The sequence below is a fragment of the Gordonia soli NBRC 108243 genome, from assembly GCF_000334455.1.
GTDB lineage: Bacteria > Actinomycetota > Actinomycetes > Mycobacteriales > Mycobacteriaceae > Gordonia > Gordonia soli.
Genome location: NZ_BANX01000001.1, coordinates 86,493 through 102,568, shown reverse-complemented (window position 1 = coordinate 102,568; position 16,076 = coordinate 86,493). Strand labels below are relative to the sequence as shown.

14 protein-coding genes are annotated in these 16,076 nt (G+C 68.3%); 10 read left to right on the top strand and 4 right to left on the bottom strand.

Features of this window, described 5'->3' with window-relative positions:
* From GS4_RS00460 to GS4_RS00450, 3 genes are all read left to right on the top strand, one after another.
* The coding region (locus tag GS4_RS00460; protein WP_007616355.1) for a non-ribosomal peptide synthetase at positions 1-4,879 on the top strand (4,879 nt) is incomplete at its 5' end.
* 3 nt (positions 4,880-4,882) lie between these two features.
* Positions 4,883-5,116, top strand: coding sequence for an MbtH family protein (locus GS4_RS00455; protein ID WP_007616353.1), 234 nt, complete (start codon positions 4,883-4,885; stop codon positions 5,114-5,116).
* A 381-nt stretch (positions 5,117-5,497) separates the two neighbouring features.
* Positions 5,498-5,815 carry a hypothetical protein gene (locus GS4_RS00450; RefSeq protein WP_007616352.1) on the top strand — a complete coding sequence of 106 codons (318 nt, stop codon included), beginning with the start codon at positions 5,498-5,500 and terminating at the stop codon, positions 5,813-5,815.
* An 89-nt stretch (positions 5,816-5,904) separates the two neighbouring features.
* On the opposite strand, the gene GS4_RS00445 is transcribed toward GS4_RS00450, so the two are convergent.
* Together GS4_RS00445 and GS4_RS00440 are read right to left on the bottom strand one after the other, a co-directional pair.
* Complete coding sequence (locus GS4_RS00445; RefSeq protein ID WP_007616350.1) at positions 5,905-6,495, bottom strand: hypothetical protein; 591 nt, start codon at positions 6,493-6,495, stop codon at positions 5,905-5,907.
* 133 nt (positions 6,496-6,628) lie between these two features.
* A complete protein-coding gene (locus tag GS4_RS00440) occupies positions 6,629-7,138 on the bottom strand; it encodes an MTB12 C-terminal domain-containing protein (RefSeq protein WP_007616349.1) in 510 nt (169 codons plus the stop codon).
* A 121-nt stretch (positions 7,139-7,259) separates the two neighbouring features.
* Between GS4_RS00440 and GS4_RS00435 the strand changes: the two genes are divergently transcribed.
* Positions 7,260-8,369, top strand: coding sequence for an LLM class flavin-dependent oxidoreductase (locus tag GS4_RS00435; RefSeq protein WP_007616347.1), 1,110 nt, complete (start codon positions 7,260-7,262; stop codon positions 8,367-8,369).
* Positions 8,366-9,082: a CE1759 family FMN reductase gene (locus GS4_RS00430; RefSeq protein ID WP_007616345.1), complete on the top strand. Its 717-nt coding sequence runs from the start codon at positions 8,366-8,368 to the stop codon at positions 9,080-9,082. Before GS4_RS00435 ends, GS4_RS00430 begins: the two co-directional genes overlap by 4 nt.
* On the opposite strand, the gene GS4_RS00425 is transcribed toward GS4_RS00430, so the two are convergent.
* Entirely contained in the window at positions 9,073-10,113 is a 1,041-nt protein-coding gene (locus GS4_RS00425) for a pirin family protein (protein WP_007616343.1), read from the bottom strand. The two genes, GS4_RS00430 and GS4_RS00425, sit on opposite strands and share 10 nt — an antisense overlap.
* Before the next feature lie 93 nt (positions 10,114-10,206).
* Positions 10,207-10,995, bottom strand: a complete 789-nt coding sequence (locus GS4_RS00420) for an acetoacetate decarboxylase family protein (protein ID WP_007616341.1) — start codon at positions 10,993-10,995, stop codon at positions 10,207-10,209.
* Positions 10,996-11,195: 200 nt separating this feature from the next.
* Between GS4_RS00420 and GS4_RS00415 the strand changes: the two genes are divergently transcribed.
* The 5 genes from GS4_RS00415 (at position 11,196) to GS4_RS00395 (ending at position 16,007) form a co-directional block, all read left to right on the top strand.
* Positions 11,196-11,900 carry a response regulator transcription factor gene (locus GS4_RS00415; protein ID WP_007616339.1) on the top strand — a complete coding sequence of 235 codons (705 nt, stop codon included), beginning with the start codon at positions 11,196-11,198 and terminating at the stop codon, positions 11,898-11,900.
* 261 nt (positions 11,901-12,161) lie between these two features.
* Positions 12,162-12,443, top strand: coding sequence for a LuxR C-terminal-related transcriptional regulator (locus GS4_RS00410; protein ID WP_245555524.1), 282 nt, complete (start codon positions 12,162-12,164; stop codon positions 12,441-12,443).
* Positions 12,444-12,602: 159 nt separating this feature from the next.
* Positions 12,603-13,178: a sigma-70 family RNA polymerase sigma factor gene (locus GS4_RS00405; protein ID WP_007616336.1), complete on the top strand. Its 576-nt coding sequence runs from the start codon at positions 12,603-12,605 to the stop codon at positions 13,176-13,178.
* On the top strand, positions 13,171-14,019 hold the full coding sequence (locus tag GS4_RS00400) for an anti-sigma factor (protein WP_007616334.1): 849 nt from the start codon (positions 13,171-13,173) through the stop codon (positions 14,017-14,019). The genes GS4_RS00405 and GS4_RS00400 overlap by 8 nt, the downstream gene beginning before the upstream one ends.
* A 188-nt stretch (positions 14,020-14,207) precedes the next feature.
* Positions 14,208-16,007: an alkyl/aryl-sulfatase gene (locus GS4_RS00395; protein ID WP_007616332.1), complete on the top strand. Its 1,800-nt coding sequence runs from the start codon at positions 14,208-14,210 to the stop codon at positions 16,005-16,007.
* The last annotated feature ends 69 nt before the right edge of the window (positions 16,008-16,076 follow it).

The window sequence follows — 16,076 nt, the reverse complement described above, 5'->3', positions numbered from 1 at the left end:
CCACCCGGTGTGGAACACCACCACGTGGGTCCTCGATGCCCGGCTGCGACCGGTTCCCGCCGGGGTGCCCGGTGAGCTCTACCTCGGCGGTGTCCAGATCGCGCGCGGCTATGCGGGACGTCCGGACCTGTCGGCCGAACGATTCGTCGCGGATCCGTTCGGTGGCCCCGGTGAACGCCTCTATCGCACCGGAGACCTGGTGCGCTGGAACACCACCGGCGAGATCGAGTACCTGGGTCGCACCGACTTCCAGGTGAAGTTGCGCGGCCAGCGGATCGAACTCGGCGAGATCGAATCGGTCATCGCCTCCGTGCCGGGCGTCGTCCACACGGCAGCGACCGTGGTGGCGGCCCCCTCGGGTGCCCAGCACCTCGTCGCCTACGTGTCGCCGGCCACGGTGGACCTTGACGCTGTGCGTACGGCGGTCGCCGAGTCGCTGCCGGAGTACATGCGCCCGTCGGTGTGGATGCCCATCGAGCACGTGTCACTCAACTCCGCGGGCAAACTGGACCGTCGGGCACTGCCGGCGCCCGACCTCGGCGGAGCATCGGGTGAGTTCGTCGCTGCTGCATCGGGTGACGAGCAGGCGGTCGCCGCGGTCTTCGCCGACGTCCTCGGACTCGACGAGATCAGCGTCACCGCAGGCTTCTTCGATGCCGGCGGCAACTCGTTGTCGGCGATGCGATTGGCCTCCCGGGTGGGTGACGTGCTGGACACCGATGTGTCCGTGCGTGATCTCTTCGAAGCGCCGTCGGTGCGCGAGCTGGTCGCGGCGGTCGCGGGACGGGCGGCCGGACTGGCCCCGGTCGTCGCTGTCCGCCCCCGTCCGTCGCACATCCCGTTGTCGTTCGCGCAGCAGCGGATGTGGTTCATCAACCAGTTCGATCCGACCTCCGCGACCTACAACATCCCGGTTGTGCTGCGGTTGAGCGGCACGCCGGATGTCGACGCGCTGCATGCCGCGCTCGGCGATGCGGTCGTCCGCCACGAGGTCCTGCGCACGACGTTCCCGTCGGTCGACGGTGTGGCGTACCAGGTGGTCGAGGATGCCGAATCGGTTACGGCTCGGCTCGACTGGGCCGTGGTCGACTCCCAGGCCGACCTCGAGCGCGCCCTCACCCGTGGATTCGACGTGTCGCGAGAGTGGCCCGTCCGCGCCCGGCTGTGGACGGCCGCCGAGGGCGAGCACGTGCTCGCCGTGGTGGTACACCACATCGCTGCCGACGGCGAGTCGATGGTCCCGCTCATCGGGGACGTGGTGGCCGCCTACACCGCGCGGACCGCCGGTGTGGCACCGACGTTCACGCCGCTCGAGGTCCAGTTCGCGGACTACGCCATCTGGCAGCACGCGGTGTTGGGATCGGCCCAGGACCCGGGTTCGGTGGTCGGTGCGCAACTCGCGTACTGGACCGATCAGCTGGCGGGTCTGCCCGACGTCATCGACATCCCGACCGATCGTGCTCGTCCGGCGGTTGCGTCGCACCGCGGCGCGCAGGTCGGCTTCACCATCCCGGCCCGGGTCGTCGAACGCATCACGGACCTGGCCGCCGCACGATCGGCCACCCCGTTCATGGTCGTCCAGGCCGCGCTGTCGGTCCTGCTGGGCCGACTCGCCGCCACCGACGACGTCGCGGTCGCGACCCCGATCGCCGGACGCGGTCAGCGCGTTCTCGATCCGGTCGTGGGGATGTTCGTCAACACGCTCGTCCTGCGCGCGCGGCTGCGTGAGGACACCGACTTCGCGGGGCTCGTCGACGAGGTGCGGACCACCGGGCTGGACGCATTCGCCAACGCCGACGTCCCGTTCGAGACGGTCGTCGAGTCCCTCAACCCGACACGCTCCGAGGCGTTCTCACCGCTGGCGCAGGTCATGCTGACCTTCGACCAGGTCGCGGTCCCCGCGACGGCGTCCGGTGGTCTGGTGGGCGGCACCGTCGCGGGTCTCGAGGTCACTCCCGTCGAACCGCCGCAGATCCCCGCGCAACTCGACCTGACGGTGACTGTCGGCGCCGCCGGGGCGGCGGAGGACTGGACGGGATCGGTCGTCTACGCCACGGACCTCTTCGACCAGAGCACGGCCGCCGGACTCGCCGAACGGTTCGTCCGCCTGCTCGACGACCTGACCGCCGATCCGACCGTCGGTGTCGCGGACGTCGAGATCGCCTCGGCCGCAGAGCAGGCCGACGTGGCGGGCTGGGCACGCGGGGCCACGGTCTCCGAGGGCGGGCAACTGCTGCCGGATGCGATCGCTGCGCGCGCCGCGGAGGCGCCCGACGACGTGGCACTGACCGCAGGTGGCCGCGAGATGACCTACGGTGAGTTCGGCGCCCGGACAGCCGAACTGGCTCGCGAGTTGATCGCAGTCGGCGTCGGCCCGGATGTGGCGGTGGCGGTGAGCATCCCGCGGTCGGCGGAGATGCTGCTCGCCATCCATGCGATCGCCGCGGCCGGCGGGCAGTACGTACCCGTCGACGTCGATGCACCTGCCGATCGTGCCCGCGCGATGCTGCGGGCGGCATCCGCGCAGCGACTGCTGGTCGCCGACCGTGCTGCGGTGGCTGCGATCGTGGAGGTCGCCGACGAGCTGGGAGTGGGTGTCACACAGGTCACCGCCGACCGGGCCGTCGACCCGGGTACGGCGGCGATCGCCGCCGCCGAACGGATCACGCCGCTGCGACCCGACCATGCCGCGTACACGCTCTTCACATCGGGCTCCACCGGTGTGCCCAAGGGCGTGACGGTCTCGCACCGCGCGATCGCGAACCGCATCGCATGGATGCAGGACCGGTATCCCGTCGCGGTGGGCGACGTGGTCGCGCAGAAGACGCCGTACACCTTCGACGTGTCCGTGTGGGAGTTGTTCTGGCCGTTCACGGTCGGTGCGACCCTGACCGTCCTGGATCCCGGCCGCCACGGCGATCCCGAGCATCTCGCCGAGGTCATCGCCCGTGACCGGGTCTCGGTGCTGCACTTCGTGCCGTCGATGCTGTCCACCTTCGTCGAGGTGCTCGGGCCGCAGCGGCTCGCGGCCCTCGATACGGTCCGACTCCTCTTCACCTCCGGCGAGGCCCTGACGGTCCCGACCGCACAGTCGGTGCTCGCGGCCCTGCCGGCGATCGGCCTGCACAACCTGTACGGGCCCACCGAAGCTGCGGTGGACGTGACCGGACATCAGGTGCTGGCCGGTGAGACGACGGTGCCGATCGGCCGTCCCGTGCCGAACACGACGGCCATGGTGCTCGACAACCGGTTGCGACCGGTACCGCCGGGCGTCGCGGGCGAGTTGTACCTCGGTGGTGTCCAGGTCGCCCGTGGGTACGCGGCGCAACCGGCGCTGTCGGCGGAACGCTTCGTCGCCGACCCGTCCGGTGCGCCGGGATCGCGCCTCTACCGCACCGGTGACCGCGTGCGCTGGAACCGCGGCGGAGAGCTCGAGTACCTGGGGCGCATCGACTTCCAGGTGAAGCTCCGCGGTCAGCGCCTCGAACTCGGCGAGATCGAGGCGGTGGTCGCCGCCGTACCAGGTGTCGTGCACACCGCGGCGACCGTCGTGTCGGGGCCTGCGGGGGATCAGTTGGTCGCCTACGTCGCACCCGCGGAGGGTGTCGACCTGGACGCCGTACGCGGTACGGTCGCGCGGTCCTTGCCGGAGTACATGCGCCCGTCGGTCTGGGTCCCGCTCGACGTGATGCCGTTGTCGTCGGCGGGCAAGGTAAACCGTCGGGAACTGCCCCGGCCACAGATCTCCGAGGCCACCTACGTGGCGCCGGCGAACGAGGTGGAGCGTGCGGTGGCCGACGTGTTCGCCGACGTGCTGGGGATCGACCAGGTCGGCGTCACCGAGTCGTTCTTCGACCTCGGCGGCAACTCGCTGGCGGCGACCCGCGTGATCGCCCGCATCCGCGATCGCCACAACCTGCCGGTGGAACTCGCATGGTTGTTCTCCGACGCCACCGCCCGCGGCCTCGCGGGACGGATCGCGCAGGGCAACGCGGTCAGCGACGACGTGGTGATCACGTTGCGGCCCGACGGCAGCAGACCCGCATTGTTCTGCGTCCACCCGGCCGGCGGGCTCGCGTGGTTCTACGGCGGGCTGGCGCCCTACCTGACCGACCGTCCGATCCACGGGCTGCAGGACCCACATGTGGTGACCGGGGAACCCACCGAGACCGATGCGCACCGTCTGGCGGAGCGCTACGTGGACGAGATCCGCCGCATCCAGCCGTCGGGGCCGTACCACCTGCTCGGATGGTCGGTCGGCGGTGTCATCGCACAGGCGATGGCCACCCGACTGCAGGAGCTGGGGGAGTCGGTTGCCTTCCTGGGCATCATGGACTCGCGTCCGGAGGACGAGCAGGAACTCGACCACGCGGCCTCGGTGCCGGAGTCCTCGACCGAGGCGGCCGATGGTGCGGAGGGACCCGACGGTTCCGTCGTCGTGGACATCCTCGGCGGATGGCGCGAACTCTTCGACCTCGGCGACGACGTCCATGCCGCCACCCCCGAGGAGGTCACCGAGATCATCCGCGGTCAGATCGCCGGGATGGGCCTGCTCGACGCCGGTCAGGTGCAACGCATCATGGACAGCTTCGAGTCGTCGGCGCGGGTCGTGATGGACTTCCGGCCGACGGTGTTCACCGGCGACATGCTGGTGTTCACGGCCACCGCCGACAAGGACGACCCCGCGGCGATGGCGGAGAGCTGGCGCCCGTTCGTCACCGGGACCGTGACCAACGTCGACGTCGACACACACCATCTGGGGATGGCCGATGCCGACTCACTCGCCGTGATCGGGCCACTGCTCGATGCTGCGGTGAACGCTTCCGACGACGTCGTCGGACCACCTAATATCCTTGATCCAACAACTGATGAGGAGTGACCAATGACCAACCCCTTCGATGACGAGGACGGCCGGTTCTTCGTGCTGGTCAACGACGAGAACCAGCACTCGCTGTGGCCCACCTTCGCCGACATCCCGGCCGGGTGGAACAAGGTGTTCGGCGAGGACAGCCGCGCCGCGTGCCTGGAGTACGTCGAGCAGAACTGGACCGATCTGCGGCCGAAGAGCCTGATCGATGCAATGGAAGCAGACAAGGCCGCACGCGGCGACGCCTAGCCGCGGTGATGCCGGCCGGGCCCCCGGACTGTGGTGCCCCTCGGACTGTGGTGACCCTCGGACTGTGGTGACGGGGCGAGGTCACGGGCCGTCAGGTCGGAACCGACCAGCCGGCACCGAAGGGCAGGGTCGCGGGGACGTGACGCCGCGATAACACTTGCACATCATGCACTTTGGCCACTTAAAACACAGCAGTAACACGGGTAGCATTGCGAACGTGAGATTGTTACCGTAAATCGTGTGGAACAAATCACAAATAGGCGGCCCATGCTCCACGTGAACACCAGGTAGGGCAAAGTAGTACCAAGGACCGAGGGGCCGTAGCGAACTGGGAGGCGATATGGCCGAGGTCGAGGTTACCGAGCGCGGGGGAGCGTTCTCATGATTCACGATATCCGGCACGACATCATCCGGCGCGCCGAGGCGACCCCTCGCCTGACCGCGGTGCGATTCGGCGGCGAAGCCGTCACCTATGGCGCCCTCGCGGAAAGCATCGAGTCCTACGAGGCGATCATGGAGCGCAATTCCATGTCGCGGGACTCGGCATTCGTGGCGGGCCTGATGCACGCCATCCCCTCGCTGAGCTACATCGACGGCGTGGTCGAGTTCACCCGGGTCTTCGGCGAGGTGCTCGCCTGGCTGGGTCGCGATATCGACCGGACCGTCGCGTCGCCGAAGCCGCTGCGCGCGGTCGGCTGACGCCACCTCCAACACCCTCACGCAGACAACCAGTCGAGCGGCCCGGACCTCGGTCCGGGCCGCTCCTGTCTGTTCGGATGCTCGGGTGCTCAGAGCAGCGCGATGAGACCCAGCGTGATCACCAGGAACGGTGTCCCGACAATCGCGCTTCCGGTGCCGACGACCACGCCGGTGATCGCGCGTCCGTTTCCGTGGACATCGGGTTGGCGGCTGATCTGTCGCACTGCCGAGATCCCGAGCACCACGGCGATCGAGCCGAGGATCGCACCCAGTCCGAAGAGCAGCAGAAGTGGCAGCGACACCAGCGACAGGGCCAACGCCGCCGACGCCCGCCCGGATGGTCGCGAACGCACCACCGCGACCCCGGGGCTCCTGCCGTAGGCCGCGACGGCGCTGGGATGCGGACGGATGGTCGGTGCCACCGGCACCGGCAGCGGATCGGGATGCTCGAGGTCCCAGTAATCGCCGACTGCGGGTAATGGACCGTCGGTACGCGGTCGGGGAGCGTCGGCCCATTCCGATGCCCACGCCGGCGCCGAGGTGTCGATCAGCGTCGCATGTCGGGACTCCGGCAGTGGGCCGAGGCGTTCCGGATCGGTGTCGAGTGAGGTCGGCCAGATCCGGTGCCGGTCGGTGACCGGCGGCTCGATGGGATGTGTCGGATGATCGGTCGCGCGCACGACACCTCCTGCGGTGAGCCTGAAGATTCCTCGATGGTACCGGCCGAACACAGCAGAGCGCCCCGGCGCGGGATCGCGACCGGGGTCCCGATCGCCCGTGCCGGGGCGCTCACGTGCTGGTCAGCGGCTGCGATCAGCCGCCGTGCTGGCCGCCCATCGAGCCGAGCTGGGTGACCGCGTCGCCGCTGAGCTTCCAGTCGCCGTCGATCTTGACGTAGGACAACTGGATGTCCACCGGTTGCGGTGCGTGCGGGGACTTCACGGCGACCGTGGCGGTGGCCTTGTTGTCTCCGTCGCCCTTGACCTCTTTCACCGTGTACACCTCGGGGGTGTAGCCGGCCGCGTTCGATGCCTTGGCGAAGCCCTGCAGGGCCGCCTTCGTCACCGGGTTCGTGGTGTCGACGGCCTTGTCGAGATCCTCGCTCGTGGTGTTCGGGTCGACCGCGATGCGCAGGGTCTTCTGTGCGCCGTCCGCATCGAGCCCGGAGACCGCATCGGTCACCTTGTCGGCGGCGGATTCGATGGCGGTCGACGCCTGGCTCGTGACCTCGTCGACGCTGTCGGTGCTCGACGAGCACCCTGCGGCGACAAACACCGCCGCGCCCGCCACGGCGAGTGCGGCAACAGATTTGCGAAGTTTCATCAGGACTCCTCCTCTTGGGTGAGCCCACACTAACTCACGGCCGTACCAACACCGACGAGGAATTATCCGGACCGTGGTCCGGTTATCCTGGATGAGTTCCGCCGATGAGAAAGGCCCCGACATGCAGTTCGGATTGTTCAGCGTCAGTGACATCACCGTCGACCCGACCACCGGTCGGGCGCCGACCGAGAACGAGCGCATCAAGGCCATCGTCGAGATCGCGCGCAAGGCCGAGGACATCGGCCTGGACGTGTTCGCACTCGGCGAGCATCACAACCGGCCGTTCTTCTCGTCGTCACCGACCACCACGCTGGCCTACATCGCGGCCCAGACACAGCGCTTGCAGCTCTCGACCGCGACCACCCTGATCACCACCAACGATCCGGTGAAGATCGCGGAGGACTTCGCGATGCTGCAACACCTCGCCGACGGTCGGGTCGACCTGACGCTGGGACGCGGCAACACCGGGCCGGTCTATCCGTGGTTCGGCAAGGACATCCGGCAGGGCATCCCGCTGGCGATCGAGAACTACGCACTGCTGCACCGACTCTGGACCGAGGACGTCGTCGACTGGGAAGGCCGGTTCCGGACCCCGTTGACCTCGTTCACCTCGACACCGCGGCCGCTCGACGACGTCGCCCCGTTCGTGTGGCACGGATCGATCCGGAGCCCCGAGATCGCCGAGCAGGCGGCGTACTACGGCGACGGCTTCTTCGCGAACAACATCTTCTGGCCGAAGGAGCACTACCAGCGGCTGATCTCCTTCTACCGCGAGCGGTACGAGCACTACGGCCATGGAGCGGCCCATCAGGCCATCGTCGGCCTCGGTGGACAGTTCTTCATCCGCAAGAACTCGCAGGACGCGGTCCGGGAGTTCCGGCCCTACTTCGACAACGCGCCCGTCTACGGACACGGACCGTCGCTGGAGGAGTTCACCGACGAGACGCCCCTGACGGTCGGCAGTCCGCAGGAATTCGTGGACAAGACCCTGACCTTCCGGGAGAGCTTCGGTGACTACCAGCGCCAGTTGTTCCTGGTCGACCACGCCGGTCTGCCGCTGAAGACGGTCCTCGAGCAGTTGGACCTGCTCGGTGAGGTGCTGCCCGACCTCCGGGCCGGGTTCGCCGAGAACCGGCCGGCCGACGTTCCGGACGCTCCGACCCACGCCGCACTGGTCGCTGCTCGCGACGCGGCGGCCGCCGATGACGAGAGTCTGGAGGTGCGGGCATGACGGTGCAGCACGTGGTGGCGGTCAACGCCGGGCTCGGCGACCCGTCGTCGACCCGGATGTTGGTCGACCGGCTCGTCGGGGCGGTCGTCGACGAGGTCGTCCTACGCGACGCGGGTCACCCGGATGAGCGGCCGGCCGTCGAGGTGATCGACCTGCGTGACCTGATCGCCGACATCGGCGACTCGACCGCGGCCGGGTTCGGTGTCCGAGCGGCGGGGCGTGCACTGGCAGCCGTACACGCCGCCGACGCGCTGATCGTGGCCAGCCCGGTGTTCAACGGTTCCTACAGTGGATTGTTCAAGTCGTTCGTGGACCTCGTCGACGTCGATGCGATGGCCGGCAAGCCGGTACTGATCGCGGCCACCGGCGGCAGCCCGCGACACTCGATGGTCCTCGATCACGCGATGCGTCCGCTGTTCGCCTACCTCCGCACGATCGTCGTCCCGACCGGGGTCTACGCGGCCGCCGAGGACTGGGCCGGTACCTACGGGGACACGGCCGTTCTCGGCGACCGGGTGCGGCGGGCGGCTGGTGAGTTGGTCGATCTGATGATCGGACGGCGCCCCCGACCGGACGCCGGTGCGGTCGTAGGTTCCGGATCAGGCGTGAGCGGGAGTGCTCTCGGCAACCCGGAGGAGGCGCGACAGACCGCGGTGGAGGCCGCCGGGATCGCCAACTTCGCGCGGCTGCTGGGCGCAGAGGCTCAGACGTGACCCGGCCGGTTCTGCCGGGCCCGTAGGCGGGTGCCCGGCAGGATCGGCGCCGGCAGATGCTGTATCCGGCCGGTGTAGCCGCGGACCTGGCCGAACCGGTCGCTGTGGTCCATCCACTCGGTGCGGAAGCGGACGATCTCCTCGTGGCTCCGGCCGACGAAGTTCCACCACATGATGATCTCCTCGTCGAACGGCGGACCGCCCAGCAGGATCACGCGAGCAGTGACGTCACCGACGTTGCGCAGCGAGAGCGTCGACGCCCCGACACCCACGTAACCGAGTTCGGTCCGCTGCAGCGCATCGACATCGGAGTCCGCGATCCTGACGGTGCCGGTGTCGACCAGTACCCCGTGTTCGAACGAAGGGTCGACGGCCAGCTCGATGTCTGCGCCCGGGTCGAGGGTCAGTTCCGCTCCGAGGAGCGGGGTGAAGGTCGGCACCGGCGAACGTTCGCCGACGAGTTCGCCCAGGAAGACGCGGGTGGCGACACCCGGTGACTCGACGACCCGCGGAACGTGGTGGTGGAAGGCACGTTCGGTGTCCGCGGCCGTGGCCGGCAGCGCCACCCAGAGTTGCACTCCGTGCAACTCGGTCGTCTCCGGTGTCGACACCTCGGTGTGCGCGATGCCGTGTCCGGCCGTCATCAGGTTGACCTCACCAGGGCGCACCATCGCGTGATTGCCGATGGTGTCGCGGTGCTCGATCTCCCCGCTGAACAACCAGCTCACCGTCTGCAGGCCGGTGTGCGGGTGCGGTGCCACGTCCATACCCCCGGTGGTGGACACGTCGTCGGGTCCGTAGTGGTCGGCGAAACACCAGGCGCCGATCAGCGACCGCCTGCGTTGCGGCAGCGTGCGGTGCACCGTCATCGCGCGCGGACCGCCGAGCGGCACGTCTCGGGCGGTCAGCACCTCCACGTGTAACCGCGCGTGCTCACCATCCGAGCGGTCATCACCTGGATCACCGCCGGTGGCGTGCGTTGCGCGCGAACCGCATTCGATCTCTGCTGGGTCGGTCTCGACATTGCTCATGGTCGTCACACCTCGGGCCGGGCTGGGGCTGTGCGACCAGTCTAGGTCGCACCCCACCCGCGACGAGTCCGAGCGTCCGAGCCCGGCGCCGAGCTAGTCGCGTGCCTCGGACACGACCGAAGGATCCTCGAAGGTCATCGTGATGTGCTCCACCGACGACGTCATCAGCGCGTGCCGGCCCAGGCGCAACGAGCGCAACTCGTCGGCGATCTCGTGAGTGCCCAGGCGCAGCGACGCGCCGCCGATGCGGGTCCTGGTGCCGGTGGTCGAGGTGAGGCGCCACGGGGTCCGCCGGAGAACGCCGTCGAGTTGGGAGTACGCGTGCAGCACGGTGTCGGCCGTGGAGTCGGGTACCGGCACACCGCGGCGGATACCGAGGTCGACGATGAGCCGACCGTCGGCGACCACGCGCCCGGATCGGCGCGGTGAATCGTGGTCGACGCTGAACTCGGCCATCGTCTTGGGGAATCCCCAGATCCCGCGTCCCGCAGCCAGCGTGAACTCGCCGTCGACGGGGAGCCGGTGCACCAGTGCCCGTGCGTCGCCGCCCGCCAGCGAGCGCAACGCCGCCCACGGGGAGGCGGGAGGGGTCGCCGGGTCCTCGACCAGGAAGCAGACACCGAACTCGTGATACGGCCCGAGGTCGCCGTCGACGTACTCGACGAACACCAGCATGCACATCGTCCGACCAGGCCGGATCAGCAAGGGCCGGACGGCCGGCTCGGAGGCTGGAACACCTAGGCCGCTCGCGGCCGCGATGGCGCGGCGGACGGCGGCGGCATCGGCGGTGAAGCCGGCCACGAAGCACCGGGCATCGCGGATCTGCACGGGCATCGTGATCGTGGTCCCGAGGACATCGTGGGTGGAAGCAGCGGCACTCATGCGCCCAAATCTAGAACACGTTCTACCTCGACCGCCAGGTCATTCGGACGTCTGTACCGCGCGGACGCCGATCCCGGCAAGATATCGGTCAGCGGATTTGGGTCAACCGTCCCGGTCGAGGTGCTTTCGTCGCCCGAATCGGTTAGTTTTGCAAAGTTCGCGTTCACTCAGACGAATACATCCAGCAGGGGGTTGGTGCGATGTCGTCCCAGAGGTCCGAGGCGGAGTCGGATGTCGGGTCATGTGCGCTCGTGCGGATCGGCATGGTCGACGATCACCCGTCGCCCATCTGGGGGATCGAGGGACTGCTCCGCCACCACGACGACCTCGACCTGCGGGCGTCCGCGGCGACTGTCGGCGACCTGCTCGCGCAGACCACCGAACTCGACGTCGTCATCCTGGACCTCCGACTCAAGGACGGCACGACCCCGCGCGAGAACGTCACGACTTTGTCCGAGTACGGGATCGCAACCGTCGTCTACACCTCGGGTGAGCACCCGGCGTTGCTCCGATCGGCCGCCCGCGCGAACGCCCTCGGCGTCATCCTCAAGTCGGCCTCCGAGGACGCGATCGTGGACGCGCTGCGTGCGGCAGGCGACGGTCGAGCGGTACTCACCACGGCCTGGGCGGCCGCCATCGATGGTGACCCCGACCTCGCTGCGGTCGACCTCAGTCCCCAGATGCAGCGCGTACTGGCGCTCTACGCCTCCGGCGAGACATCGGTGGGCGTCGGCCGCGAATTGAATGTGACACCGGACACGGTCAACGAGTACCTCAAGCGGATCCGGCAGAAGTATGCAGAGGCCGGCCGACCGACCCGCACCAAGATCGACCTGTTCAAACGTGCAGTCGAGGACGGCTGGTTGCCGATGCCGCACCGCGGCGAGGGCGGGGCGCAGTCGTGATCGACAGCTGATGTCACCCGAACTGGGTCTACCACGCACACGTCGTCCATCCCTAGCGTGACTTGCTGGAGACCTGCGGATGCGGGGGTGTCGTGATCGCCGGTTCGCCATGCGCACGAATGGAGGAGTGGGGTGTCTGCAGTCAGTCGTGGTGGAACCTCCGGCGCAGCCGGGGCCGACGTCGGGATACGCGGTGGCCGGGGGGCGAACCCGGACGGCGCACGACACGACCGCGAGCCGCAGGGAGGGGTGGCCGGAACCGTGACCAGGATCGCCGATTATCGCCACGCGCCGAGTGTGCCGCGTCGGGTGCTGCCCCGCCCCGAGCTGTCCGATCGTGAGATCGAGGTCCTGATCGCGTGGCTGGGCGCCGACTCCAAGGACGACGCAGCCTCCGGCCTCTTCATCTCCGCGTCGACGGTGAGCACCCACCTGTCGCGCATCCGGGCCAAATACGCCGCAGTCGGGCGTGCCGCCCCCACCAAGACGCACCTGTTCGCGCGTGCCCTCCAGGACGGGTACACGACACTCGACGAATGGTGATCTGCAACCTGGACGCAACCGTCGAAAATCTTAATCCGGTGACATATATCGCAGGGCCGCCGATGTCGCCGCTGGTCAGGATCATCGCTGGTCACGGTCCGGTATCGCAGAGCGGTTGAAGTGGTTCATCGGTGTCTCGACATGGTTACGGTGTAGGTCGTGTCAACCATTGGGGCTGTGGATCAGGCCGACCTGCGTGTGCTCCTCGCGGACTCGGCTCAAGGGGATCGGGGGGCATTTGCGCGTCTCTACGACCTCACGAGTTCACGCATCTACGGCCTGGCGTTCCGCATCGTCCGCGATCGGCACTACGCTGAAGAAGTGGTCCAGGAGGCATATCTGCAGTACTGGCAGCGGGCCGGCGAGTACCACGCCGCTCGCGGATCGGTGCTGACCTGGATGATGACCATCGCGCACCGCCGCGCCGTCGACCGCGTTCGCACCGAAGAACTCCAGCGTCGCAAGGTCTCCGAGTTCGGCGCCTCCAATGGTTCCGTCCCGCAACCGGCAGCCCTGGAGATAGTGGTCGACCGGGAAGAGACCGAGGGTCTCCGCGACTGTCTGAGCCGGTTGACCGACCTCCAGCGCGACAGCATCGAGCTCTCGTACTTCGGTGGGATGTCCTACCCCGAGGTGGCGGAGCACACCTCGACGCCGCTGCCGACCATCAAATCCCGAATCCGTGACGGTCTCCGCCGGTTACGAACCTGCCTGCGGAGCCAGACGGATGCCTGACACCCGATGGTTGGACGATCACATCGAACTCTACGCGGTGGATGTCCTGCCCAACGACGAGCGTGCGCGCGTGGAGACCGAACTGGGCGCGCTGGCGGCCGTGGAGCGTGGCATCTATGACGCGCGAGTGGCCGAGATCCAGGGCGTCATCGCCGACTATGCCTCCGCGTACGCCCTGCTCCCCGCCGACGAGCTCCGAGCGCGGGTTCTCGACTACGTCTTCGCCGCGGACGCCACCCGGCCCGGGCCCGTCGCGCCGCCCGCCGCCCCCTCGGGCCGTCACGCGGCAGATCCCGGGATCGCCGGCCCGGATGTCGCCGGACCGCCACCGCCGACGTCGCTCGCCGAGCATCGCGAGCGTCGCTCCCGTCGGTGGCCGCTGATCGCCGCCAGTGCCGCGGCCATCGCCGTGGTCGCCCTCGGTGCCGGTGTGTTGGTCGGCCGGGTCACCGCACCCGAACCATCGACCACAACGAACCAGGCCGACCAGCAGCGCAGCCAGGTCCTCGACGTCTTGTCCGCTCCCGACGCCTCACTCAGCGCAGGTCGACTCGGGGACCAGCGCGGCGCGGTGTCGGTGGTGACGTCCAAGGTGCGCAACCAAGCCGTCGCGGTCCTGCGCGACGTCCGCAACCCGGTTCCGTCCGACCGGCAGTTGCAGCTCTGGAAGGTCGGTGGCGACCCGAATCCGGTGTCCGCCGGTCTCTTCGAGCCGGGCGAGACCCCGCCGCCGCTACTCGTGGACGCCCTCGACGGCTCGTCGGTACTCGCGGTGACGGTGGAACCGCGCGGTGGTTCGGCCCAGCCGACCACCCGTCTCCTGACGCAGATCCCCGTCTAGGAGAATTCGCCGACCATTCCGGTTGCGGTGTCACCGCAATTTCTTTCTCCGCGTGGAAATCGTGAATTCCATTTCGGCGTTGTAATGAGAAATGTCTCTCGACGGCCGCTGTCCGGAAATCGTAATTCGTCTCATCTGCGCACGGACATGGCGTTAACGTCTGATGATCGCGCCGTCGAGGAGGCCTCATGTCCGCAGATTTCGCCGACCGTACCGACCTCGACAACGCCAACCGCGGTCTGCTCGGCGTCCTGGAACCGGCGCAGATCCGCGGCCCCGGGGATCGCGTCGTCTACGACGCCGACGGGTTCGCCGCAGCCACTGCCGGCGAGTGTCCGGACACCGTGAACCCGAGTCTGTGGAGGCAGGCGCAACTGACATCGATCCACGGGTTGTTCGAAGTCACCGACGGCATCTATCAGATCCGCGGGTACGACCTGTCCAACATGACGCTGATCGAGGGCGACACCGGGGTGGTCGTCATCGACCCGCTGGTGTCGGCGGAATGCGCCGCCGCCGGATTGGCGCTCTACCGCGAACACCGGGGCGATCGCCCGGTGAGCGCGGTGATCTACACGCATTCGCACATCGATCATTTCGGCGGGGTTCTCGGAGTCGTCGATGCCGACACCTCTGTTCCCATCATCGCGCCCGAGCATTTCCTCGAACATGCGGTGTCGGAGAACGTATACGCGGGAAATGCGATGCTCCGCCGCGGGATGTTCCACACCGGGATCGTCCTGCCCGTCGGCGCGACCGGCACCCTGGGGGCCGGGCTCGGGCCGAGTACGTCCACCGGGACGGTCGGTCTGATCGCACCCACCGTCGACATCACCCACACCGGGCAGGAGGAGACCTTCGACGGTGTGCGGATGATCTTCCAGGTGACGCCGGGTACCGAGGCGCCGTCCGAGATGAACTTCTACTTTCCCGATCACCGAGCGTTGTGCCTGGCGGAGAATGCGACCCACAACCTCCACAACCTTCTGACGCTGCGTGGCGCCGAGGTACGCGATGCCCGAATATGGTCGAGATATCTCGCGGAGGCGATCGAGATGTTCGGCTATGACTCCGACGTCGCATTCGCGTCTCACCACTGGCCGACATGGGGCACCGACGAACTGTTGGGCTACCTCACGCAACAGCGCGACCTCTACGCCTATCTGCACGACCAGACGCTGCGCCGACTCAACCAGGGATTCGTCGGCGCCGAGATCGCCGAGGATTTCCCGATGCCGCCGGCACTCGACGCCGCCTGGCACACGCACGGGTACTACGGCTCGGTGAGCCACAACGTGAAGGCGATCTACCAGCGCTATCTCGGGTGGTACGACGGCAACCCGGCGCACCTGTGGCAGCATCCGCCCGAGGCCGCCGGGGCGCGCTACGTACGGGCGATGGGTGGTGTCGAGGCCGCCGTGGCGCGGGCGCGGGAGTTCGCCGACGAGGGCGACCTCCGGTTCGCCGCCGAGCTGGCGAGTCACATCGTCTTCGCGCAGCCGGATCATCCCGGCGCACGGGAGGTCTTGACGACCACGCTGACGACGTTGGGATACGGGTCGGAGTGTGCGACCTGGCGCAACAACTACCTGGTCGGCGCCAGCGAGGTCGACGGCCGGACCCACCCCGCGGAGGTCAGTGCGGCCGGGATAGCCGCCGCCCTCACCATCACCCAGGTCTTCGACAGCGTGGCCATCCGCATCGACGGATCGCGGGCATGGGACCTGTCGACCTCTGTCCGTTGGCATTTCACCGACCTGGACGAGGTCTACCGGATGGAACTCTCGAACGGGGTCCTCATCCACTACCCGACCCGGAGGCAGGACCCGGCGGATCTCGTGGTGACGCTCACGAAGCCGCAGTTGTTGGCACTGTTGGCCGGTGGTGGTGCCGACGGGGTCACGCTCGACGGTGACGCGTCGGCCATCGCGACCATCGTCGGGGTCACCGACGAAGCGGATCCGTCGTTCCCGATCGTCACCCCCTGAACCGCAGCGTCACCCCCGGCAGCGTCACCCCGGCAGCGGCCTCGGACATGACTGCCGTGGACACGACGA

Coding starts and splice junctions, on each gene's coding strand:
- GS4_RS00455 (WP_007616353.1), top strand. CDS start 4,883: ATGACCAACCCCTTCGATGACGAGGACGGCCGGTTCTTCGTGCTGGTC.
- GS4_RS00450 (WP_007616352.1), top strand. CDS start 5,498: ATGATTCACGATATCCGGCACGACATCATCCGGCGCGCCGAGGCGACC.
- GS4_RS00440 (WP_007616349.1), bottom strand. CDS start 7,138: ATGAAACTTCGCAAATCTGTTGCCGCACTCGCCGTGGCGGGCGCGGCG.
- GS4_RS00435 (WP_007616347.1), top strand. CDS start 7,260: ATGCAGTTCGGATTGTTCAGCGTCAGTGACATCACCGTCGACCCGACC.
- GS4_RS00430 (WP_007616345.1), top strand. CDS start 8,366: ATGACGGTGCAGCACGTGGTGGCGGTCAACGCCGGGCTCGGCGACCCG.
- GS4_RS00425 (WP_007616343.1), bottom strand. CDS start 10,113: ATGAGCAATGTCGAGACCGACCCAGCAGAGATCGAATGCGGTTCGCGC.
- GS4_RS00420 (WP_007616341.1), bottom strand. CDS start 10,995: ATGAGTGCCGCTGCTTCCACCCACGATGTCCTCGGGACCACGATCACG.
- GS4_RS00415 (WP_007616339.1), top strand. CDS start 11,196: ATGTCGTCCCAGAGGTCCGAGGCGGAGTCGGATGTCGGGTCATGTGCG.
- GS4_RS00400 (WP_007616334.1), top strand. CDS start 13,171: ATGCCTGACACCCGATGGTTGGACGATCACATCGAACTCTACGCGGTG.
- GS4_RS00395 (WP_007616332.1), top strand. CDS start 14,208: ATGTCCGCAGATTTCGCCGACCGTACCGACCTCGACAACGCCAACCGC.